The sequence below is a fragment of the Streptomyces sp. NPDC088400 genome (genome assembly GCF_044753355.1).
Lineage (GTDB): Bacteria > Actinomycetota > Actinomycetes > Streptomycetales > Streptomycetaceae > Streptomyces.
Genome location: NZ_JBIVMZ010000005.1, coordinates 340,503 through 362,033 on the forward strand (window position 1 = coordinate 340,503; position 21,531 = coordinate 362,033).

A 21,531-nucleotide genomic window follows, 5' to 3' on the forward strand; every position below is an offset into this window, starting at 1 on the left:
CGAGGGGGGAGGCTCGGACCGCCCGTATTCAGTTCAGCGAGCTGCCTCGTCCAAGGCGCGCAACACGTCCGCGACCAGGTCCTCGGGGTCCTCGGCTCCGACGGAGAACCGGATGAAGCCTTCCGGCACGGCGTCGCCGCCCCACCGTCCGCGCCGCTCCGCCGTGGACCGTACGCCGCCGAAGCTCGTCGCGTCGTCCACCAGCCGGAGCCCGTCCAGGAAACGCTCGGCCCGGTCCCGGTCGGGGAGTACGAAGGACACCACGGAGCCGAAGCGCCGCATCTGCCGCGAGGCGACGCGGTACGAAGGGTCGCCGGGCAGGCCGGGGTAGCGCAGCCCGCTCACCTCGTCGCGTTCCTCCAGCGCGCGGGCCAGCGTCAGGGCGGTCGCGCACTGCCGGTCGACGCGCAGTTGGAGCGTGGCCAGCGAGCGGTGCGCGAGCCAGGCCTCCATCGGCCCCGGAATCGCCCCGACGACCTTGCGCCAGCGCCGTACGCCCGCCGCCAGTTCGGGATCGCCGCTGGTCACATGGCCGAGCAGGATATCGCCGTGGCCCGTCATCCCCTTGGTGTCACTGGCCACGGAGAAGTCCGCGCCCAGCTCCAGCGGCCGCTGGCCGAGCGGCGTGGCGAGCGTGTTGTCGACAGCGACCAGGGCGCCGGCGGCATGTGCCTCGCGGACCAGACGCCGTACGTCACAGACATCGAGCCCGGGGTTGGACGGTGTCTCGATCCAGAGCAGCCGGGCCCCGTCCAGGACCCGCAGTTGGGCGTCGTCCCCGGTCGGCGCGGTCCGCACCTCCACGCCGTACGCCTCAAGACGCTCCCGCAGCAGCGGCAGGGCCTGGTACCCGTCGTTCGGGAGGACGACCGCGTCGCCGGCTCGCAGCTGGGAGAAGAGGACCGCGGAGATCGCGGCCATTCCGGAGGCGAAGGCAACGGTCTCGACCGGCTCCCCCGGTGATTCCAGCTCGCCGATGGCCCGTTCCAGATGGGTCCAGGTCGGGTTCTCGTCCCGGCCGTAGGTGTACGGGCCCGTCGGTTCGCCCGGCAGATGGAAGTGGGCGGCGAAGACCGGTCCGGGCAGGGTCGGTTCGTACTTCACCGGGTCGGGCAGCCCGGCCCGTACCGCTCGCGTGCCGTCTCCGATGGTCATGCGGCCTCCTCGATCGCGTCCCGTACGGTGGCGAGGAGCCCGTCGCTCGCCGCCTCCACCATCTCCAGGCACTCCTCGAATCCGGCCATACCGCCGTAATACGGATCGGGCACCCCGAGTTCGCCGGACCGGCCCGCGGGCCAGGCGCCGGACCGCGTGTCCGACGGGTCGTCGAGCGGCCGCACGGCGGGGTCGTAGGAGCGCAGCAGCCGTACTTTCGCGGCGGCCTCGGGCGTCGGCGCCAGTCGCCGCAGCTCCCGCAGATGGCCTTCGTCCAGCGCGATCACCAGGTCGAGGAGCGGAAACCATGAGGCGCGGAACCGCCGTGCGGAGTGGTCGCTCGAGTAGCCGTGCGCGTTCAGAACGGACAGGGCGCGCGGATCGGCGCCGTCCCCCTCGTGCCAGCCGTCGGTGCCGGCGCTGTCCACCTCGACCCGGCCGTCCAGCCCGGCCTCCGTCAGCCGTGCGCGGAAGACGGCCTCGGCGATGGGCGAGCGGCAGATGTTGCCCGTGCAGACGAAGCAGACGCGGTACGCGGAACTCATGCGGCGGTCAGTCCTTGTCGTCGGGGAGCACGACGTTCAGCGCCCACGACACGATCGAGATGATCAGGCCACCGAGCACCGCCGCCCAGAAGCCGTCCACGTGGAAGCTCAGATCCAGTGTGTCCGCGAGCCACGAGGTCAGCAGCAGCATCAGGGCGTTGACCACCAACGTGATCAGCCCGAGTGTGAGGATGAACAAGGGCAGCGTCAGCAGCTTCACGACCGGCTTGACGATGAAGTTCACCAGGCCGAAGATCAGGGCCACGAGCACCAGCGTGAGGGCCTTCTTGCCGGTGGTGCCGCCGGTCAGCGTGATGTCCGCGATCAGCCAGATCGCCACCGCCAGGGCTATCGCGTTGGCCAGTGTCTTGACTACGAAATTCTTCATGGTCTGATCGTGGCATGAAGGCATTCCGACTGGACGAGCTGGAGGCGGAGCGTGCCGCCAACAACGGTGCGTATCTGCAGTTTGTGCGGGAACACACCATGTCTGTGGGCCTGTACGCCCTCGACGCGGGCGAGACCGACCCGCAGCAGCCGCACCGGCAGGACGAGGTGTACTTCGTCGTGAGCGGCCGGGCCTCGATCACGGTCGGGATGGAGACGACGCAGGTCGGCAGGGGCAGCGTCGTCTACGTACCCGCCGGAGTGGCGCACAAGTTCCACCACATCACGGAGGATCTGCGGGTGATGGTCGTCTTCTCTCCGCCCGAGAGCTGACGGTGCCCCTCAGCTCCGTCTCAGGGTCGGATCAGGGGAGATCAAGGGATACGAGGCCCCCGTGGCCGCCGCCGCGCCTCTAGCATCGAGGGCGTACGGCAGATACGTGCGGCACTGGGCGAAGCGAGGTAACGACGATGGCGGTTCGGGAGATATTCACGGGGTTGCCCTGGTGGGTGAAGTGGATCGCGGTGCCCGCGATCGCCATCGTCCTGTTCGGCGGACTGATCATGAGCGTGCTGACGTTCCTGGTGGGAGTGGTGTTCAAGCTGCTGCTTCTGGTGGCTCTGGTCGGCGGACTGATCTACGTCGTACGGAAGTTCATGTCGTCCTCGTCCTCACGCGGTGACTGGTAGGGCAGACAGCCCGTACGCCTATTAGCCCGCCCGGGGGAAAGGTGAACGGGAAACCAACCCTGGCCCTGACCTGCCCCTAGAGTGGCAAATCTCTGCCGCACCCTGGGAAAGCAGCATCGACGATCGCCCGGACCATTGGTTTGTGCGATCTTTTTGGGCGGGACCTCAGGGTTCCTCGGGTCCGCTCAGGTTCCTCCGGTCCCTTGGTCCCCCAGGAGTGCGGTGGCGCGCGGGGGCGGCCCCCGCGGGCGGGCGTTCGCCCGTCAGCACGCCTGGGGGTGACCTTTGGCCACAGCTCCACCCACCGCGGCTCCTACCTTGATCGGTTCGGTGCAGCGGGCTCTGCGCCTGTTGGAGTCGGCGGGCTCCCATCCGGACGGAGCGCCCGCGAAACAGCTCGCGCGTGAGACCGGACTCCATCTCCCCACCGCCTACCACCTGCTGCGCACTCTGACGCATGAGGGCTATCTCCGCCGGGAGAGAGGCGTTTTCGTACTCGGTGACGAGGTGCAGCGACTCGCCCACTGTGAAATCGCACGCAACGGTCGCAACAAAATCGCCGACTCGATGGGCCGCTGGCGGGACGCGCTCGGAGCCCCCGTCTACTTCGCGGTCTACCGCGAGGGCGAGATCGAACTCATTTCCATGGCCGACAGCCCCGCGGCTCCCGCCGTCACCGAATGGGCCGACCTTCGGGAGACGGCCCACGCCCATGCCATCGGGCAGTGCCTGCTGAGCCAGCTCGACGAGGAAGCCCGCCGCGATCACCTGGACCGCCATCCCGTCCGCCCGCTCACGCCCTACTCCGTGCCGGACCGGAGCGCCCTGCTGGAGCGCATCGGCTCCCTGGGGCGGATAGAGCCGGTCGTGGAGCGTCAGGAGTATGTACTGGGCACGGTCTGCGCGGCCGTACCCATCACGGTCGGCTCCACGGCGGCCGCTATGGCCATTTCTGTACCCTTCCATCAGCAGGAGCGGCTACTTCCGGCGATCCATTGGTTACGCAGAGAGATTGGATCGCTCCTGAGCTCGCTAACCTTCTCTATCAGTATCTGAAAAACTACTCCTTGTGATCCGCTAGCGCGTACAGGACGATTGCGTCAAGAGGGTCAACGGGGATCATTCCCAGCCAATGCTTCATCTACTCCGGAGTGCACGATGCGCGAGTCGGTCCAGGCCGAGGTCCTGATGAGCTTCCTCGTCTCCGAGGAGCTCTCGTTCCGGATCCCGGTGGAACTCCACTATGAGATGGGGGATCCCTACGCCGTGCGGATGACCTTCCATCTGCCCGGCGACGCCCCTGTCACCTGGACCTTCGGGCGCGAGCTGCTGCTTGACGGCATCAATACGCCCAGCGGGGACGGCGATGTGCATATCGCCCCGACCGCGCCCGAAGATCTCTCCGATGTTCATATCCGGCTCCAGGTCGGCGACGATCACGCACTGTTCCGGGTGAGTGCCGCGCCGCTTGTGGCCTTCCTCGACCGTACGGACCGACTGGTCCCGCTCGGTCAGGAGCGCACCCTCGGAGACTTCGAGGGAAACCTGGAGGAGGAACTCGGTCGCATTCTCGCCGAGGAGAACGCCGGCTGAAACGAGAGATGCGGACGGGCCCGAGCGGTACATACCGCTCGGGCCCGTCCGCATGTCACCCCGACCGTTCCTGAGCCCGTACGGGACCTTCCGCCGTGGGCCGCCGGGCCGTGCGGGCTACTTCTTACGGCGTCGGCCGCTGCCGCCGAGCCCGCGTACCGGTGTGTTCTGCGTTGACGACGAGGAGACCGTCTCCGGCTCCGCCGGCCTCGGGCCTGGTGTCGGAGCCGCGGGCACTGGTCCAGCGGTCCCATGCCCTGCGGCACCATGCCCCGCGGTCCCATGTGTCGTGGTCCCCGGGCCTGCCGGCTCCGGGCCGGGGGACGGCACGGCCGGGGTCCGGCTTCCCGGCGCCGACCGGTCGGCGGAGACCACCAGTGCCGCCAGCGCCGTGGTCACCGGCACCGAAGCGACCAGGCCGATCGAGCCCACCAGCGTTCGGACGATCTCCTCCGCCACCAGCTCGCTGTTGGCGACGGTACCCATGCTCGACTGCGCGATCGAGAAGAGCAGCAACAGTGGCAGCGCCGCACCCGCGTAGGCGAGGACGAGCGTATTGACCACTGAGGCGATGTGGTCCCGGCCGATCCGGATGGCTGCCCGGTACAGAGCGCGCGAGCCCATCGACGGGTCCGCCTGGCGCAGCTCCCAGACCGCCGATGTCTGCGTCACCGTCACGTCGTCGAGGACGCCGAGCGAGCCGATGATGACTCCTGCCAGCAGCAGGCCGCTCATGTCGATCTCGGGATAGAGGCCATGGATCAGACCGGTGTTGTCATCGGTGTTGCCGCTCAGACTCGCCCAGCCGATGAAGAGCGACCCCAGCAGCCCGATCAGCAGCAGCGAGATCAGTGTGCCGAGAACCGCGACGGAGGTACGAGCCGTCAGACCGTGGCACATATAGAGCGCGATCAGCATGATCGCGCTGGCCCCGACCACCGCCACGATCAGCGGATTCGAGCCTTGCAGAATCGCGGGCAGGATGAACAGGGTCAGCACCGCGAACGAGACGGCGAGTGCGACGAGCGCCATGACACCGCGCATCCGTCCCACCACGACCACCGCGAGCGCGAAGATCCCGGCCAGCAGGGCCATGGGCAACTTACGGTTCACGTCAGTCACGGAGTACTGAAGATCACGGGGAGCGTCGGGGGCGTAGGCCACCACAACGCCTTGTTTCACGTGAAACTGCCGAGGCGCGTCCGGCTGGACGACCTCGAGGAAGGTCCGCCCCTTGTCCTTGCCGGTCGTGACCTCGATCGTCGCCTTCTTGCACTTCCCGGTCTCCGCCTGCTGTGCCTCACGTCCCTGAGGCGTCGAGGTGTCACCGGTCGACGGCACCTGGGACGCATTCACGTCCTTGCAGTCGACCTGTTCCAGCTGCACCACCCGTCCCTGCTCCGTCTGCCGGTCGAAGCCGACACCGGTGCGCTCGTGCGACGGCGCACCCCCCGGCCAGAGCACGGCGAGCCCGACCACCACGGCGACCGCGAAAGGAATCAGGATCGCCGCGATGACTTTGCGAAGGTGCTGGGAGACCGGGGCGGCGGGTCCATGGCTGTGCGAATGGCCATGCGGTTCGTGGGACTGCTGTGGTGGGGTCACCGACCGATCATCGCAAGAAAGCTCAGCAAAGAAGGCCCCCTCTGTTCAGCACGCCGGAACTGACGCTAGCGTGGGGGCACCTTTGCACACGCGGGAGCTCGGAGCACCGGGCTGAGAGGGCGCTGACTGTGTAGGCCCGGGAGCATCTCCTGGACTCCTGCGCTGCGCCGACCGCTGAACCTGTTACCGGGTAATGCCGGCGTAGGGAGTAGGTCTCATGACCCATCAGGACGCACACACGCCTGCCTCCGGCTCGGAGACTCCGAGCGAGGCCGGACGGCCCATCGGCTGGCACAAGGGATACATCGAGGGTTCGCGCCCGGATCTTCATGTGCCGGTCCGCCAAGTGCACCTCACCAACGGCAAGGACGTGACGCTGTACGACACGTCCGGTCCGTACACCGACCCCACTGTCGACACCGATGTACGCCACGGCCTCGAGCCGCTGCGGGAGAACTGGATCATCGGGCGCGGGGACACCGAGGAATACGCGGGCCGACCGGCCCGCCCGGAGGACGACGGGCTCAAGCACACGTCGCCGCGCGAGGGGCTTCTCCGGAGCGGAGCGACCGATCTGCGGGGTCTCGACGCCGTCTTTCCCGGCCGGCAGCGCCGGCCGCGCCGGGGCCGGAGCGGGCAGGCGGTGACCCAGCTCACGTATGCCCGCCGCGGGGAGATCACCTCCGAGATGGAGTACGTCGCCATCCGGGAGAACGTGTCCCCGGAGGTCGTCCGCGAGGAGATCGCCGCAGGCCGTGCCGTACTGCCGGCCAACGTCAATCACCCGGAGATCGAGCCGATGATCATCGGCAAGCGATTCCTGGTGAAGGTCAACGCCAATATCGGCAACTCGGCCGTGACGTCCTCCATCGAGGAGGAGGTGGAGAAGATGACGTGGGCGACCCGCTGGGGAGCCGACACGGTCATGGACCTCTCCACCGGCCGCAATATCCACACCACCCGCGAGTGGGTGCTGCGCAACTCCCCCGTGCCCATCGGTACCGTGCCGCTCTACCAGGCGCTCGAGAAGGTCGACGGCAAGGCCGAGGAGCTGACCTGGGACATCTACAAGGACACGGTCATCGAGCAGGCCGAGCAGGGCGTCGACTACATGACGGTCCATGCCGGTGTACTGCTGCGGTACGTGCCGCTGACGGCCCGCCGTAAGACCGGCATCGTCTCGCGCGGCGGCTCGATCATGGCCGCGTGGTGCCTCGCGCACCACAAGGAGTCGTTCCTGTACGAGAACTTCGAAGAGCTGTGCGAGATCCTCGCGGCGTACGACGTGACGTACTCCCTGGGGGACGGCCTGCGGCCGGGCTCCATCGCGGACGCCAACGACGAGGCGCAGTTCGCCGAGCTGCGCACGCTGGGGGAGTTGAACTCGACCGCCAAGCGGCTGGGCGTACAGACGATGATCGAAGGCCCGGGACATGTCCCGATGCACAAGATCAAGGAGAACATCGACCTTCAGCAGGAGATCTGCGAGGAGGCACCGTTCTACACGCTCGGCCCGCTGACCACGGATGTGGCTCCGGCGTACGACCACATCACCTCCGGCATCGGGGCAGCGATGATCGCGTGGTGGGGCACGGCGATGCTCTGCTACGTCACCCCCAAGGAACACCTCGGCCTGCCGGACCGCGACGACGTCAAGACGGGTGTCATCACCTACAAGATCGCGGCCCATGCGGCGGACCTCGCCAAGGGGCACCCGGGGGCACAGGACTGGGACGACGCGCTCTCGGACGCGCGGTTCGAGTTCCGCTGGGAAGACCAGTTCAATCTGGCTCTCGACCCGGACACAGCGCGGGAGTTCCACGACGAGACCCTGCCGGCCGAACCGGCGAAGACCGCGCACTTCTGCTCGATGTGCGGGCCCAAGTTCTGTTCGATGAAGATCTCTCAGGACATCAGGCGCCGGCACGGCGGCGACATGGGGGCAGCCGGGGTCTCCGACGGTGAGGCGGCGGACGCGGCGGAGATCGAGGCCGGAATGGCGGAGAAGTCCCAGGAGTTCGCCGCGGCCGGTAACCGGGTCTATCTGCCGCTGGCGGACTGAGAGCCCGGCAGCGGGCGCCGCAGCACGGGCTGGGAGCCGCCTGGAGCCCCTCCGCGGGGGACTGAGTCGCTCAGGCGGGGCTCCTCCTGCCTCCGGGCTCCTCCAGGGCCGCAGGGCGCGGGACGCCACGGATCGGAGCACGGGTCGCTACGGATCCGAGTACGGGGCTCTACGGATCGGAGCACGGGCCGGGGCTATTCCGGCTTGTGCTCCGGTCCGCCGAAGTCGGGGCTGGTGAAGTCCGGGCTGGAGAAGGTCGGGCGCCGGCCGGCGGTGGAGCCTTCGCCGGGGCTGGAGTAGTTCGGGCGGCTGTAGCCGATCGTGGGGAGGGTCTTCACCGAGCGGGGCGGCCCCGGCGCGGCCGGGTCGGAGCTGGGGTCGGCCAGGGCGGCCCGGAGGAAGGGCAGGATGCCCCGCTCCAGCAGGGCGTGGCGCCAGGCTTCTCGTGCGCGGCCCACCTCGTCCGACAGCTCCCCGCCGCCCGTTTCCTCGGCCGGGAGCTGGGTCGCTCCGTTGCGCAGGGCCGTGATCAGCAGGCCGACCGCGGCGGCCAGGATGCCGACCACGGTGATGGCGCCGAAGAACCAGCCGACGGCCAGCATGCTGTTGGCGAAGGCGGGCGCCGGATCGAGTGCTTTGAGGAGGTAGCCGACGAGCAGGAAGATCGCCGCCGCGGTACCTCCGAGGACAGGCACCAGCACGGTGATGACGGCTGTGAACCCCGCGCCGGAATCCGTCTCTTCGCTCTCGTCCGGGGCCAGGACGGAATCGCGGACGGAGCCGGAGGCGACGGAGGCCGGCGAGCGGGATTCCTCGCGGATCGTCGCGTAATGCTCGTACTCGGCGGCGGCGGCCGTGGTGATCAGCGCTGTGGCGTTCAGGGCCATGGTGCGCAGTTGCTCGGCGTTGAGCCGCTTCCCGACCTCGGCGAGGTCGGGACGGTCATGCGCATTACGAAGTGCGTCGTCGAGGATCCGCTCGAAATCCGCGCGATCCTCGCTCAGCAGGTGCGGAGCGCTGTTCATGTGCATCCCCCGATACTCCGTAAGGCCTGGTTGCCCGTGTGGAACGGGCAGTTGGCGGAAACGGAGGAGAGCCTGCTACGGATAAGCCGATGGTAGAGCTGTTTCGGCTCAAGGTGACAGGGGGTTTGCGTAAATCACACGTCCGCGTGGATTCACTTATCCAGCGGAAGCTGTACCACCAGCAGCTTTCCCGCCATGGTGACGCCACCGTCCATGGCGATGGCAAGTCCATCGGCATATACGTGCGGCCCTTCCACCACTGGGTCCGTGTCGCCTTCGTCGTCCGACGCGTCTTCTGTGCCGACTTCGCCGAGGAGATAGGGAATCGGGCTGTGGCCGTGGACGACGCGGTGGCCGCCGTACTGGGAGAGCAGTTCCTGAACAGCCTGCGGGCCGCCCTCGTCACGGAACGCGAAGCGTTTGGTGAGCTTGCGGAACAAATCCCAGCATTCGTCGGCGTCATTGCGGGTGAGGATCTGATGAACGGTCTCGTTCACGTCCTCGATGGTGGATCCGTAGTCCAGATAAGCCGTGGTGTCGGAGTGCATCAGCAGATGCCCGTCCTGCTCGACGACCGCGTCGAGCCGGGACATCCACTGGAGATGGACGTCCTGGAGGCGCTCCATGTCGGTGCGCTGGCCGCCGTTGAGAAGCCACGCCGCCTGGAAGGTGGCGGTGCCCGCACCGGAGTTGACGTGGGTGTCGCCGAACCGCTTCGCGCCGATGAGCAGCAGTTCGTGATTGCCCATCAGGGCCTTGCAGTAGCCGCCGGCGGCGGCCGCTTCGGCGGAGAGCCGCATGACGAGGTCGATGACGCCGATGCCGTCGGGGCCGCGGTCGGTGAAGTCGCCGAGGAACCAGAGGCGGGCGTTGCCCGCCGACCAGTGGCCGTCCGCGTCGATGAGGTTCTGCTCGGACAGTGCGGCGACGAGTTCGTCGAGGTAGCCGTGCACGTCGCCGACGACATAGAGCGGGCCGTGGCCGTCGGGCCCGCTCGTCTCGGCAGCGGCCACGGGCACCTGGAGCGTGTCCCCGCGGTTGATCACCGGAAGATCGCGTGCGGTGGGCGTGTAGCCCTCCGGCGGCTCGTTGCTCGGGACCGCGTTGCCGGGATGCCCGGACGGGCCACCGGTAACGGGGCCCGTCTCCCCGGGCTCTCCTGACTGCACGGGAACCTGGGCGTAAGGCGGTACGCGGAAGTCGCGCAACGTCGCCGTACGCACCACAGGTCCCTGGCCGGCCCCCTGTGTCATCGACCCCTCCACCACCGTCGTGCCGCCGTACACCTCTCGGTCCTCGCCCGGTCCGGTGGGGGTGAGCCCACCGGCGATAGGACAAGGTCCGTGGTGTCGTGCGCCCATCATAGGAATGCCGCTCGCCCTCTGTGACGCACCAGGGGTGGTGAATCCGATTGCACCGCCGGATCTACGACCGTTTTCGCATGGGTCATCCGAAATGCGAATGGTCTGGTCCTTCGGTGATCCCCTGGGCGACTCGGTCAATCGCCCGTGGGGGACCGGGGCGCGCTCACCGTGGTGCGTGGCGGACGCCTTTGTGACGAGGTCCGGACGATCAGTTCGGTCGGTATGACCTGCTCGACCGGCCGGCCGGTGTCGAGACCTTCGATGGCGTCGATGAGGAGCTGGATGACGGCGGTGCCGATACGGCGTGGTTTGAGCGAGAGCGTCGTGATGGGCGGTTCGGTGGAGGCGTACACGGTGGACTCGCTGCAGCAGACCAGCAGCAGGTCCTCGGGTACGCGCAGCCCGTACCGCCGGGCGGCGGCGAGCAGATCGGTGCCGTTGGGGTCGAAGAGCCCGTAGACGGCGTCGGGGCGGTCGGGGCGGGCCAGCAGCCGGTCGGCGGCGACGGCCCCGGCGCACGGGTCGTGGGCGGGGTAGGACTCGTAGACCGGGTCCTGGCCGACGCGCTCGCACCACTGCAGATACGCGGTGGTGGAGAGCCGGGTGTAGGTGTCCGTGGTGGTGCCGGTGAGGAGGCCGATACGGCGGGCTCCGGCGTCGGCGAGATGGTCGAGGAGGCCGAGGACGGCTTCCTCGTGGTCGTTGTCGACCCAGGCGGTGACGGGGAGGGTGCCCGCGGGCCGGCCGTCGGAGACGACGGGAAGGCCCTGGCGGACGAGTTCGGTGACGACCGGATCGTGGTCGGAGGGGTCGATGACGACGGTGCCGTCGAGGGCGACGTTCGACCAGACGTCATGGCGGGATGTGGCGGGGAGGATGACGAGGGCGTAGCCGCGGGCGAGCGCGGCGGAGGTCGCGGCCCTGGCCATCTCGGCGAAGTAGGCGAACTCGGTAAAGGTGAAAGGTTCATCCCCGTACGTCGTCACGGTCAGGCCGATCAGGCCCGATTTGCCGGTACGGAGGGTTCGGGCCGCGGCGGACGGCCGGTAGCCGAGGCGCTCTGCGACTTCTCGGACATGGCGTCGTGTGGCGTCGGGTAAGCGGCCCTTGCCGTTGAGCGCGTCCGAGACAGTCGTGATGGAGACACCGGCTGCGGCGGCCACGTCCCGGATGCCCGCCCGACCTTGCCGGCTGCCCCGGCGGGTTGTGTCCGTCCGGCTCACCTGGTGTTTCCCTGCTGCTGTCATGGCGAGCCGATAGTAGGGCTCGGGCGGGCGGTAGGGCCGGTCGCATATTCACCCGTACGCAGTCACGTTTCTGCATGGTCGAAAATACCCAACGGCCATGGATGGACAGGAGGTTGGGGGGTGTAGCTACGTTCTTCCATGCAACGAGCGGGATGGACCTGTCGATGGGCCCATGTTTCGAAGAGGTCTCAACTCACCACTACGGGCGACGCGCGCCACGGCGCGAGCCACCGGCGCGCGTCAGGGCGTCAAGTGCTCCCCCTCGCCGCGGCCGTCTCCCGACGTGTCCACGCTTTCACGATGCCCGCCATTCGCAGCGGCCACGAATCCTCATAGGGTGAGCAGTATTGAAGCGGTGGTGTGAGCAGTATTGAAGCCGTATGGATCAGTGAACGGCCGAGGAGGACCTGCGGTGAGCGAGAAGAGCCCCAAGCTGCGAGCCGAGCTGGACGGCGTTCCCACGTACAAGCCGGGCAAGCCGGCGGCGTCCGGCGGGCCCGCCGCGTACAAGCTGTCCTCCAACGAGAACCCGTATCCGCCGCTTCCCGGGGTGATGGAGCAGGCGATCTCGGCCGCCGGGGTCTTCAACCGCTACCCGGACCTGGCCTGTACCGGCCTGACGAACGAGCTGGCCGACCGCTTCGGAGTGCCCGCCTCGCACCTGGCGACCGGCACGGGCTCGGTGGGCGTCGCCCAGCAGCTGCTTCAGGCCACCGCGGGCCCCGGTGACGAGGTCATCTACGCCTGGCGCTCCTTCGAGGCGTACCCGATCATCACCCAGATCTCCGGCGCGGCCTCCATACAGGTGCCGCTGACCGCCGGTGAGGTGCACGACCTGGACGCGATGGCCGACGCGATCACCGAGCGGACCCGGCTGATCTTCGTCTGCAACCCCAACAACCCGACCGGCACGGTGGTGCGCAGGGCCGAGCTGGAACGGTTCCTCGACCGGGTGCCGGGCGATGTGCTGGTGGTGCTGGACGAGGCGTACCGCGAGTTCATCCGGGACGCCGAGGTGCCGGACGGGGTCGACCTCTACCGTGACCGCCCGAATGTGGCCGTGCTGCGTACCTTCTCCAAGGCGTACGGTCTGGCCGGTCTGCGGGTCGGTTTCGCGATCGCGCACGAGCCGGTGGCCGCCGCGCTGCGGAAGACCGCGGTCCCCTTCGGTGTGAGCCAGATCGCACAGGAGGCGGCGGTCGCCTCGCTGCGGGCCGAGGACGAACTGATGGGGCGGGTCGGCGCGCTGGTCGCCGAGCGTGCGCGGGTGTACCGGGGGCTGGTCGGCCAGGGCTGGACCGTACCCGGGACACAGGCCAATTTCGTCTGGCTGCGGCTCGGCGGGCGCACGCTCGACTTCGCGGCGGCGTGTGAGGCGGCGGGCGTGGTCGTACGGCCCTTCGCGGGCGAGGGAGTACGGGTCACGATCGGCGAACCCGAGGCGAACGACCTGTTCCTGCGGTCGGCCGAGGCGTTCCGCAAGGAGCTGTAGCCGGGCCGGATGGCGGTCGGGCGGTGGGCGGGGGACGGTCCGGTTTCCGGTGAGGGACGGTCGTTCTCCGGTAGGGGACGGTCATTTCAGGCCGTCCCCTTGTTCGCGCTCTTGACGCGGGACGGTCCTCCGTCCTTCGGGGACCCCCCCCACGAAGATCCGGAAGGGCGTGCGACATAATGCTTGTGAATGTGAACGCGTTCACAAGCGTGTCCCGGTTCCCGCCCTTACGTCCAGGGCGAAAGGGGCAAGCTGCCGTCTGATCACGGCGATGCAAGGAGAAAGGAGAAGCGACGTGGAGCTCGCACTGGCGCCGGAGACCCTGGCGCGCTGGCAGTTCGGCATCACCACCGTCTACCACTTCCTCTTCGTCCCCCTGACGATCTCGCTCGCCGCGCTCACGGCGGGACTGGAGACCGCCTGGGTCCGTACGGAGAATCCCAAGTACCTCAGGGCGACCAAGTTCTGGGGCAAGCTGTTCCTGATCAACATCGCGATGGGTGTCGTCACCGGCATCGTCCAGGAGTTCCAGTTCGGGATGAACTGGTCCGACTACTCGCGGTTCGTCGGTGACGTCTTCGGCGCTCCGCTCGCCTTCGAGGCGCTCATCGCCTTCTTCTTCGAGTCCACCTTCATCGGACTGTGGATCTTCGGCTGGGACAAGCTCCCGAAGAAGATCCACCTGGCCTGTATGTGGATGGTCTCGATCGGCACGATCCTCTCCGCGTACTTCATCCTGGCGGCCAACTCCTGGATGCAGCACCCGGTCGGCTACCGGATCAACAAGGAATCGGGGCGGGCCGAGCTCACCGACTTCTGGAAGGTGCTCACCCAGGACACCGCGCTCACCCAGTTCTTCCACACCCTGACGGCCGCCTTCCTTGTCGGCGGCGCCTTCATGGTCGGTATCGCGGCCTTCCACCTGGCCCGTAAGAAGCACATACCGGTGATGCGGACCTCGCTGCGGCTCGGCCTGATCACCGTCGTGATCGCCGGAATGTTCACCGCCATCAGCGGCGACACCCTCGGCAAGGTCATGTTCAAGCAGCAGCCGATGAAGATGGCCGCAGCCGAGGCTCTCTGGGAGGGCGAGGCGCCCGCTCCGTTCTCCGTGTTCGCCTACGGGGACGTCGAGAAGGGGCGCAACGACGTCGCCATCGAGATCCCCGGGCTGCTCTCCTTCCTCGCCAACAACGACTTCACCTCGCATGTCCCCGGCATCAACGACGTCAACAAGGCCGAACAGGAGAAGTACGGGCCCGGTGACTACCGGCCCAACATCCCCGTCGCCTACTGGGGCTTCCGCTGGATGATCGGGTTCGGAATGGCGTCCTTCGCCATCGGCCTGCTCGGCCTCTGGCTGACCCGTAAGAGGTTCCTGCTGCCACCCGCGCTGCGAACGGGGGAGGACGAAGTGCCGAATCTGGTGCTCTTCCACAACAAGGCGCTCAGTCCGAAGTTCGCCAAGTGGTACTGGATCACCGCCCTCTGGACGCTGCTCTTCCCGCTGATCGCCAACTCCTGGGGCTGGATCTTCACCGAGACGGGACGCCAGCCATGGGTCGTGTACGGAGTGCTGCGTACGTCCGACGCGGTCTCCCCCGGCGTCTCCCAGATCGAGGTGCTCATCTCGATGATCGTCTTCACCCTGCTGTACGCGGTCCTCGCGGTCATCGAGGTCAAGCTGATGCTGAAGTACGTCAAGGCCGGGCCGCCCGAACTCACGGACGACGACCTCAACCCGCCCACCAAGATCGGCGGCGACCATGCGGACGCCGACCGGCCGATGGCCTTCTCGTACTGAGGAGTTGAGGAGCTATGGAACTCCACGACGTCTGGTTCGTCCTGATCGCCGTCCTCTGGATCGGCTACTTCTTCCTTGAAGGATTCGACTTCGGTATCGGGGTCCTGACCAAGCTGCTGGCCCGCGACCGCAAGGAGCGACGGGTCCTCATCAACACCATCGGGCCCGTCTGGGACGGCAACGAGGTCTGGCTGCTCAGCGCCGTGGGCGGCACCTTCGCCGCCTTCCCCGACTGGTACGCCACGCTCTTCTCGGGCTTCTACCTGCCGACGCTGCTCATCCTGATCTGTCTGATCCTGCGCGGTGTCGCCTTCGAGTACCGGGCCAAGAGGACCGAGGAGAAGTGGCAGCGCAACTGGGAGCACACGATCTTCTGGACCTCGCTGATCCCCGCCGTGCTGTGGGGGGTCGTGTTCGGCAACATCGTGCACGGCATGAAGATCGACGCGCACAAGGAGTACGTCGGGAGCCTCGGGGATCTGTTCAGCCCGTACGCGATCCTGGGCGGGCTGGTGACCCTGACCCTCTTCACCTTCCACGGCGCGGTGTTCGCCGCGCTCAAGACGCTGGGGGACATCCGGGACCGGGCGAGGAAGCTCGCGCTCGTCCTGGGAGCGGTCACCGCCGTTGTGACGCTCGGCTTCCTGCTCTGGACCCAGGCCGACAACGGTGACGGCAAGAGCCTCGTCGCGATGATCGTCGCCATGGCCGCGCTGGTCGTCGCGATCGGGGCCATCGCGGCGGGTCGCGAGGGGTGGTCGTTCGCGTTCTCCGGGGTGACGATCGTGGCGGCGGTCTCGATGCTCTTCCTGACGCTGTTCCCGAACGTCCTGGCGTCCTCGCTGAACGAGACGTGGAGCCTCACGGTCACGAACGCCTCGTCCAGCCCGTACACGCTGAAGATCATGACCTGGTGCGCGGGGATCGCGACGCCGATCGTGCTGCTCTACCAGGGCTGGACGTACTGGGTGTTCCGCAAGCGGATCGGTACCCAGCACATCGCTGACGCGTAGCAGATACCGGTGACGCGCGGCAGACATCGCTGACGCGTAGAGCCGGAGCCGTAGGAGCGGGGCGGAACCCGTAGGACCGTAGGAGCGGGGCGGACCCGTAGGAGTGCGGCAGAGCCGTAGGAGTAGGTGTTTCACGTGAAACCAATCGACCCGCGTCTGCTCCGGTATGCCCGGGCCACCCGATTCTTCCTGGCAGCCGTGGTGGTTCTCGGGCTGGCCGGTGCGGGGCTGGTCGTCGCCCAGGCGATGCTGATCGCCGAGGTGGTGGTGGGCGCCTTCGAGCGTGGATCCGACGGCTCCGGTCTGCGCACTCCGCTGCTTCTGCTGGCGGCGGTCGCCGTCGGGCGCGGTCTGGTCTCCTGGCTGACCGAGCTGGCCGCCCATCGGGCCGGCGCCGCCGTCAAGTCCGAACTGCGCGGGCGGCTGCTGGACCGGGCGGCCGAACTGGGGCCCGGTTGGCTGACAGGACAGCGCACCGGCTCGCTGGTCGCGCTCGCCACGCGCGGCATCGACGCCCTGGACGACTACTTCTCGCGCTATCTGCCGCAGCTGGGGCTCGCGGTGGTGGTACCGGTCGCGGTCCTGGCGCGGATCGTCACCGAGGACTGGGTCTCGGCGGCCGTCATCGTGGTGACCCTGCCGCTGATCCCGATGTTCATGGTGCTCATCGGCTGGGCCACCCAGGCCCGGATGGACCGTCAGTGGCGGCTGCTGTCCCGGCTGTCGGGCCACTTCCTGGACGTGGTCGCCGGACTGCCGACCCTCAAGGTGTTCGGCCGGGCCAAGGCGCAGGCCGAGTCCATCCGCGCGATCACCTCGGAGTACCGGCAGGCCACCCTGCGCACGCTGCGGATCGCCTTCCTGTCGTCATTCGCGCTGGAACTGCTCTCCACGCTGTCGGTCGCGCTGGTCGCGGTCGGCATCGGCATGCGGCTCGTCCACGGGGACCTCGATCTGTACACCGGCCTGGTGGTGCTCATCCTGGCGCCCGAGGCGTATCTGCCGATCCGGCAGGTGGGGGCGCAGTACCACGCGGCGGCCGAGGGGCTTTCGGCCGCCGAGGAGATCTTCGCGGTCCTGGAGACGGAGCCTCCGGCGGGAGGTACGGGAGAGGTGCCCGAGGCGCCGCGGCTGGAGCTGGACGGTGTGACGGTCCGCCATCACGGGCGTACGGAGCCCTCGCTGGACGCGGCCACACTGACCGTCGAGCCGGGGGAGACGGTCGCCCTGGTCGGTCCGAGCGGTGTCGGGAAGACCACGCTGCTCAATGTGCTGCTCGGGTTCGCCGTACCCGACGAGGGCCATGTCCGGGTGGACGGCCGGGAGTTGTCGTCCCTCGACCTGGACCGCTGGCGGGAACGGATCGCATGGGTCCCGCAGCAGCCGTATCTCTTCGCGGGGACGATCGCGGAGAACGTACGCCTGGCCCGGCCGGACGCGGACGACACGGAGGTACGGGACGCGCTGCGGGACGCGGGGGCGGACGCCTTCGTGGCGGCGCTCCCCCAGGGCCTGGAGACGGTGCTCGGCGAGGACGGGGCGGGGCTCTCGGCCGGTCAGCGCCAACGGCTCGCGCTGGCACGGGCGTTTCTCGCCGACCGGCCGCTGCTGCTGCTGGACGAGCCCACGGCGGCGCTCGACGGTGAGACCGAAGCGGGGATCGTGGACGCGGTGCGGCGGCTGGCGGCGGGCCGTACGGTGCTGCTGGTCGTCCACCGGCCGGCGCTGCTCGCGGTGGCGGACCGGGTGATCCCGCTGGCGGAGATGCCTGCTGGGGAAGCCGGCTTCGGCGAGGGGGCGGCAGCGCTTCGGCGCGTGGAGGCGGGCATGGTCACGGGGACCGCCGGGGCCATGGGGTCCGCTGCCGGTGAACGCGCCGCACCTATCACCTCCTTCGACGCGGCCGACGAGTCCGCCACGTCGTCCCGGGATCCGCTCGCGCGGATGCGGGCCGCCGCCGGGACGCTCCGCGGCCGCTTCGCGCTCGCGCTGCTCCTCGGGAGCTGCGCACTCGGTTCCGCCGTCGGGCTCATGGCGGTGTCCGGGTGGCTCATCTCGCGTGCTTCCGAGCAGCCCCCCGTTCTCTACCTGATGGTCGCGGTCACGGCGACCCGCGCCTTCGGAATCGGCCGGGCCGTCTTCCGGTACGCCGAGCGGATCGTGTCGCACGACGCGGTACTCAGAATGCTCGCCGACCTCAGGGTCTCCGTCTACCGGCGGCTGGAGCGCATCGCGCCCGCCGGGCTGCGCACGGCCCGGCGCGGGGATCTGCTGTCCCGGCTCGTCGCCGATGTGGACGAACTCCAGGACTACTGGTTGCGGTGGCTGCTCCCGGTCGGCACCGCCCTGCTCGTCGGTGCGGGCGCCGTCGGGTTCACCGCGTGGCTGCTGCCGGAGGCGGGTGCCGTACTGGCCGTCGGGCTGCTCGTCGCCGGTGTGGGCGTGCCGCTCCTGAGCGGTGCCAGTGCCCGCCGAGCGGAGCGTCGACTGGCCCCGGCACGCGGCCTGCTGGCCACCCGGGTCACCGATCTGCTCAGGGGCACCGCGGAGTTGACCGTCGCGGGCGCGCTCAAGCGCCGTATGCGCCAGGTGCGCGAGGCCGACGGGACGCTGACGGCCATCGCCTCGCGGGGCGCCACCGCCCTCGCGCTCGGCGGCGGGCTCTCCGCCCTGGCCTGCGGGCTGACCGTGGCAGCAGCCTCGGTCGTGGGTGTCCGGGCCGTACACGACGGACGGCTCGCGGGCGTCGAACTGGCCGTGATCGTCCTGACCCCGCTCGCCGCGTTCGAGGCGGTCACCGGCCTGCCCCTCGCCGTGCGCTACCGGCAGCGGTCCAGGCGGGGAGCGGAGCGGGTGTGCGAGGTGCTGGACGCCCCCGTGCCCGTACACGAGCCGGAGCGGCCCGCCCCCGTGCCCGTATCGCCGTTCCCGCTGGAGGTACGGGGGCTGTCAGCGCGGTACGCGGGGCAGCGGCGGGACGCGCTCAGCGGCCTCGACCTGACGCTGACCGCCGGGAAGCGTGTCGCCGTCGTCGGGCCCTCGGGTTCGGGCAAGACCACGCTCGCCCAGGTGCTGCTGCGCTTCCTGGACGCGCGTGAGGGGACGTGCAGCCTCGGCGGTACGGACGCGGCCACGCTCGACGGGGACACCGTCCGGCGCTTCGTCGGGCTGTGCGCCCAGGACGCGCACCTCTTCGACAGTTCCGTACGGGAGAACCTCCGGCTCGCGCGTACGGACGCGACCGAGGACGAACTGCGCGACGCCCTGCGGCGGGCCCGGCTGCTCGACTGGGTCGACGCCCTGCCCGCCGGCCTCGACACGCATGTCGGTGAGTACGGCGCCCAGCTGTCCGGCGGCCAGCGGCAGCGGCTCGCGCTGGCCCGCGCGCTGCTGGCCGACTTCCCCGTGCTGGTCCTGGACGAACCCGCGGAGCATCTGGACCTGGCCACGGCGGACGCGTTGACGGCCGATCTGCTGGCGGCGACCGAGGGGCGGACGACGCTGCTCATCACGCACCGGCTTCAGGGGCTCGACACGGTCGACGAGGTGATCGTGCTCGACGGAGGCCGTTCCGTACAGCGCGGTCCGTACGCCGAACTGGCCGCCGACGAGGGGCCGCTGCGGCGGATGCTGGAGCGCGAGCGTGCCGGTGACCTGCTCGATGCCCAGGACGGAGCCAGGACCGGTACGTAAAGCGGCGCACATACCTGGGCGCGGGGTGGTGCGCGGGCCTCGCCATGGGACGGTACTCGGGGCGATGCCCGGACAGATGCGAAGGCCGGTATTCGGGACGGTGTACAGAAGTCAACTTTCCCTATCAAATAGGACTTACTAGGCTCAGGTCATGGAAGCGCCCGAATCCATGGACCCCCTCGAAGCGGCCGCCCGCGCGGCCGGCAGCCTTGAGGGCCTGTCCGCCGAAACCACCGCGCGCGTGCCACAACTCCTGGAAGCGATGTGTTCCGCCGGCGAGGGCCAGGGGCTGCACGCCACCCTCGACCGGATCTGCGGGACCGCGGCCGAACTCGTCGGCGCCCGGTACGCCGCGATCGGTGTCGTCGACGAGACCGGTGAGGGCCTCTCCGACTTTGTGACGTACGGAGTCGACGAGGACGTGGCCCGGCGGATCGGGCACGGGCCGGATGGGCGCAGCGGGCTCCTCGGTGCTCTGATCCGGCGTCCGGGGCCCATCCGGCTCGCCGATCTGACGGCCGATCCGCGCGCTGCCGGATTCCCTCCGGGCCATCCGCCGATGAAGTCATTCCTCGGTGTCCCCATCCGGGTACGGGACGAGGTCTTCGGCAATCTCTATCTGGCCGAGAAGTCGGGTGGTGCCGAATTCAGCGGCGCCGACCTGCACATGGTGCGCGTGCTCGCCACCGAGGCCGGGATCGCCATCAGCAATGCCCGGCTGTCCGAGGCGGCCCGGCAGCGTGAGCGGTGGATCGACGGCTCGGTGGCCGTCACCACCGCGCTGCTCTCCAGCGGCGATGCCGACGACGCCCTCGCCGTCGTCGCGGAACAGGCCTGCCGGCTTTCGGAGTCCGCCGTGGGCGTGGTGCTGCTGCGCACGGAGGACGGCAGTCTGGAGATCGTGGCCGTCTCCCCCGACCACCCCACCGTCCGGCTCGGCTACCTCTTCCCAAGCCGGAGTCCGGTCACCACGGCCCTGCTGGCCGGCGAATCGCTCTTCGTGGACGACGCGGCCACCGATCCGCGGCTGACGTCGCGGCTGACGGCCGGTTTCGGCCCGATCATGCTGCTGCCGCTGCGTACCGACGGCCGGGTGCTCGGCGCGCTCGTCATGCCCCGCGACCGGGGCGCTCGCCGTTTCGGTGAGACGGAACGGGGCCTGGCCGGCCGGTTCGCCTCGCAGGCGGCGCTGGCGCTGATGATGGCCGAGGCGCAGCGCGACCGGGAGCGGCTGGCCGTCCTGGAGGACCGCGACCGGATCGCGCGCGATCTGCACGACCTTGTCATCCAGCGGCTGTTCGCCACCGGGATGACGCTGGCGAGCGCCCAGCGCGGGCCCGTCGCGCCCGAGGTGCACCAGGGCATCGACAAGGCGGTCGACGAACTGGACGTGACGATTCAGGAGATCCGTACGGCCATCTTCGCGTTGCAGCGTGGACCGGCCGAGGCGCCGTCAGGGGTGCGGACCCGCGTCCTGCGGGAGATCACCATGGCGGCCGTGCCCCTGGGCTTCCGGCCCGCCCACCGCTTCGTCGGCCAGATCGACGGCGTGGTCGGTGAACTCGCCGGGAAGAATCTGATCGCCGCCCTCCGTGAGGCTCTCTCCAACGCGTTCCGGCACGCGCACGCGACCCGCGTCGAGGTCGTCGTCGACGCCACCGTACGGCTGCCCGACGGCCGGGGCGCGGTCCGGCTGACGGTCACGGACGACGGGGTGGGCATCCCGGCGGGTGGGCGGCGCAGCGGACTGCGCAATCTGCGGCGGCGGGCCGAGTCGCTGGGCGGTACGAGCACATGCGAACGGGGGCTCGGGGAGGCCGGTACGACGGTGACCTGGGAGGCGCCGCTGTGATCAGG

17 protein-coding genes and 1 riboswitch are annotated in these 21,531 nt (G+C 69.1%); of the genes, 10 read left to right on the plus strand and 7 right to left on the minus strand.

What is annotated here, in order from left to right:
* Positions 1-33: 33 nt before the first annotated feature.
* From ACIQD6_RS15630 to ACIQD6_RS15640, 3 genes are read right to left on the minus strand one after another with little or no spacing between them, the layout of a single operon-like run.
* The gene (locus ACIQD6_RS15630; protein ID WP_401882453.1) at positions 34-1,155 is read right to left on the minus strand and encodes a cystathionine gamma-lyase; all 1,122 of its coding nucleotides are present in this window, start codon (positions 1,153-1,155) and stop codon (positions 34-36) included.
* The gene (locus tag ACIQD6_RS15635; RefSeq protein ID WP_401882456.1) at positions 1,152-1,700 is read right to left on the minus strand and encodes a low molecular weight protein-tyrosine-phosphatase; all 549 of its coding nucleotides are present in this window, start codon (positions 1,698-1,700) and stop codon (positions 1,152-1,154) included. The genes ACIQD6_RS15630 and ACIQD6_RS15635 overlap by 4 nt, the downstream gene beginning before the upstream one ends.
* A gap of 7 nt (positions 1,701-1,707) precedes the next feature.
* Positions 1,708-2,088, minus strand: a complete 381-nt coding sequence (locus ACIQD6_RS15640) for a phage holin family protein (RefSeq protein WP_401882459.1) — start codon at positions 2,086-2,088, stop codon at positions 1,708-1,710.
* Between the two features lie 14 nt (positions 2,089-2,102).
* Here ACIQD6_RS15640 and ACIQD6_RS15645 point away from each other — a divergent pair, with 14 nt between their 5' ends.
* From ACIQD6_RS15645 to ACIQD6_RS15660, 4 genes are all read left to right on the plus strand, one after another.
* Entirely contained in the window at positions 2,103-2,420 is a 318-nt protein-coding gene (locus tag ACIQD6_RS15645; RefSeq protein ID WP_401882462.1) for a cupin domain-containing protein, read from the plus strand.
* 137 nt (positions 2,421-2,557) lie between these two features.
* A complete protein-coding gene (locus ACIQD6_RS15650; RefSeq protein ID WP_401882465.1) occupies positions 2,558-2,776 on the plus strand; it encodes a DUF5326 family protein in 219 nt (72 codons plus the stop codon).
* Positions 2,777-3,094: 318 nt separating this feature from the next.
* Positions 3,095-3,832: an IclR family transcriptional regulator gene (locus tag ACIQD6_RS15655; RefSeq protein WP_401882468.1), complete on the plus strand. Its 738-nt coding sequence runs from the start codon at positions 3,095-3,097 to the stop codon at positions 3,830-3,832.
* Between the two features lie 102 nt (positions 3,833-3,934).
* Entirely contained in the window at positions 3,935-4,369 is a 435-nt protein-coding gene (locus ACIQD6_RS15660) for an SsgA family sporulation/cell division regulator (RefSeq protein WP_401882471.1), read from the plus strand.
* Positions 4,370-4,486: 117 nt separating this feature from the next.
* Here the strand turns inward: ACIQD6_RS15660 and ACIQD6_RS15665 are convergent, their stop codons facing one another.
* Positions 4,487-5,974 (minus strand): YibE/F family protein, encoded by a 1,488-nt coding sequence (locus ACIQD6_RS15665; RefSeq protein ID WP_401882474.1) that lies wholly within the window; start codon positions 5,972-5,974, stop codon positions 4,487-4,489.
* Positions 5,975-6,054: 80 nt separating this feature from the next.
* A riboswitch (TPP riboswitch) is annotated at positions 6,055-6,199 on the plus strand.
* Here ACIQD6_RS15665 and thiC point away from each other — a divergent pair.
* A complete protein-coding gene (thiC, locus tag ACIQD6_RS15670) occupies positions 6,192-8,036 on the plus strand; it encodes a phosphomethylpyrimidine synthase ThiC (protein ID WP_401882476.1) in 1,845 nt (614 codons plus the stop codon). (Overlaps the previous riboswitch by 8 nt.)
* 194 nt (positions 8,037-8,230) lie before the next feature.
* Here the strand turns inward: thiC and ACIQD6_RS15675 are convergent, their stop codons facing one another.
* The 3 genes from ACIQD6_RS15675 to ACIQD6_RS15685 form a co-directional block, all read right to left on the minus strand.
* Positions 8,231-9,067, minus strand: a complete 837-nt coding sequence (locus tag ACIQD6_RS15675; RefSeq protein ID WP_401882479.1) for a hypothetical protein — start codon at positions 9,065-9,067, stop codon at positions 8,231-8,233.
* Between the two features lie 146 nt (positions 9,068-9,213).
* The gene (locus ACIQD6_RS15680; protein ID WP_401882481.1) at positions 9,214-10,314 is read right to left on the minus strand and encodes a metallophosphoesterase; all 1,101 of its coding nucleotides are present in this window, start codon (positions 10,312-10,314) and stop codon (positions 9,214-9,216) included.
* A gap of 245 nt (positions 10,315-10,559) precedes the next feature.
* Positions 10,560-11,672: a LacI family DNA-binding transcriptional regulator gene (locus ACIQD6_RS15685; RefSeq protein WP_401882484.1), complete on the minus strand. Its 1,113-nt coding sequence runs from the start codon at positions 11,670-11,672 to the stop codon at positions 10,560-10,562.
* 412 nt (positions 11,673-12,084) lie between these two features.
* Here ACIQD6_RS15685 and hisC point away from each other — a divergent pair, with 412 nt between their 5' ends.
* The 5 genes from hisC to ACIQD6_RS15710 all read left to right on the plus strand — a co-directional run bounded on the left by hisC (position 12,085) and on the right by ACIQD6_RS15710 (position 21,526).
* Positions 12,085-13,164, plus strand: coding sequence for a histidinol-phosphate transaminase (gene hisC / locus ACIQD6_RS15690; RefSeq protein WP_401882487.1), 1,080 nt, complete (start codon positions 12,085-12,087; stop codon positions 13,162-13,164).
* A gap of 295 nt (positions 13,165-13,459) precedes the next feature.
* The gene (locus ACIQD6_RS15695) at positions 13,460-14,968 is read left to right on the plus strand and encodes a cytochrome ubiquinol oxidase subunit I (RefSeq protein ID WP_401882490.1); all 1,509 of its coding nucleotides are present in this window, start codon (positions 13,460-13,462) and stop codon (positions 14,966-14,968) included.
* A 14-nt stretch (positions 14,969-14,982) separates the two neighbouring features.
* Positions 14,983-15,981, plus strand: a complete 999-nt coding sequence (gene cydB, locus ACIQD6_RS15700) for a cytochrome d ubiquinol oxidase subunit II (RefSeq protein ID WP_401882493.1) — start codon at positions 14,983-14,985, stop codon at positions 15,979-15,981.
* Positions 15,982-16,116: 135 nt separating this feature from the next.
* A complete protein-coding gene (cydD, locus tag ACIQD6_RS15705; protein ID WP_401882496.1) occupies positions 16,117-19,674 on the plus strand; it encodes a thiol reductant ABC exporter subunit CydD in 3,558 nt (1,185 codons plus the stop codon).
* Between the two features lie 151 nt (positions 19,675-19,825).
* Positions 19,826-21,526, plus strand: coding sequence for a GAF domain-containing sensor histidine kinase (locus ACIQD6_RS15710; RefSeq protein ID WP_401882499.1), 1,701 nt, complete (start codon positions 19,826-19,828; stop codon positions 21,524-21,526).
* The last annotated feature ends 5 nt before the right edge of the window (positions 21,527-21,531 follow it).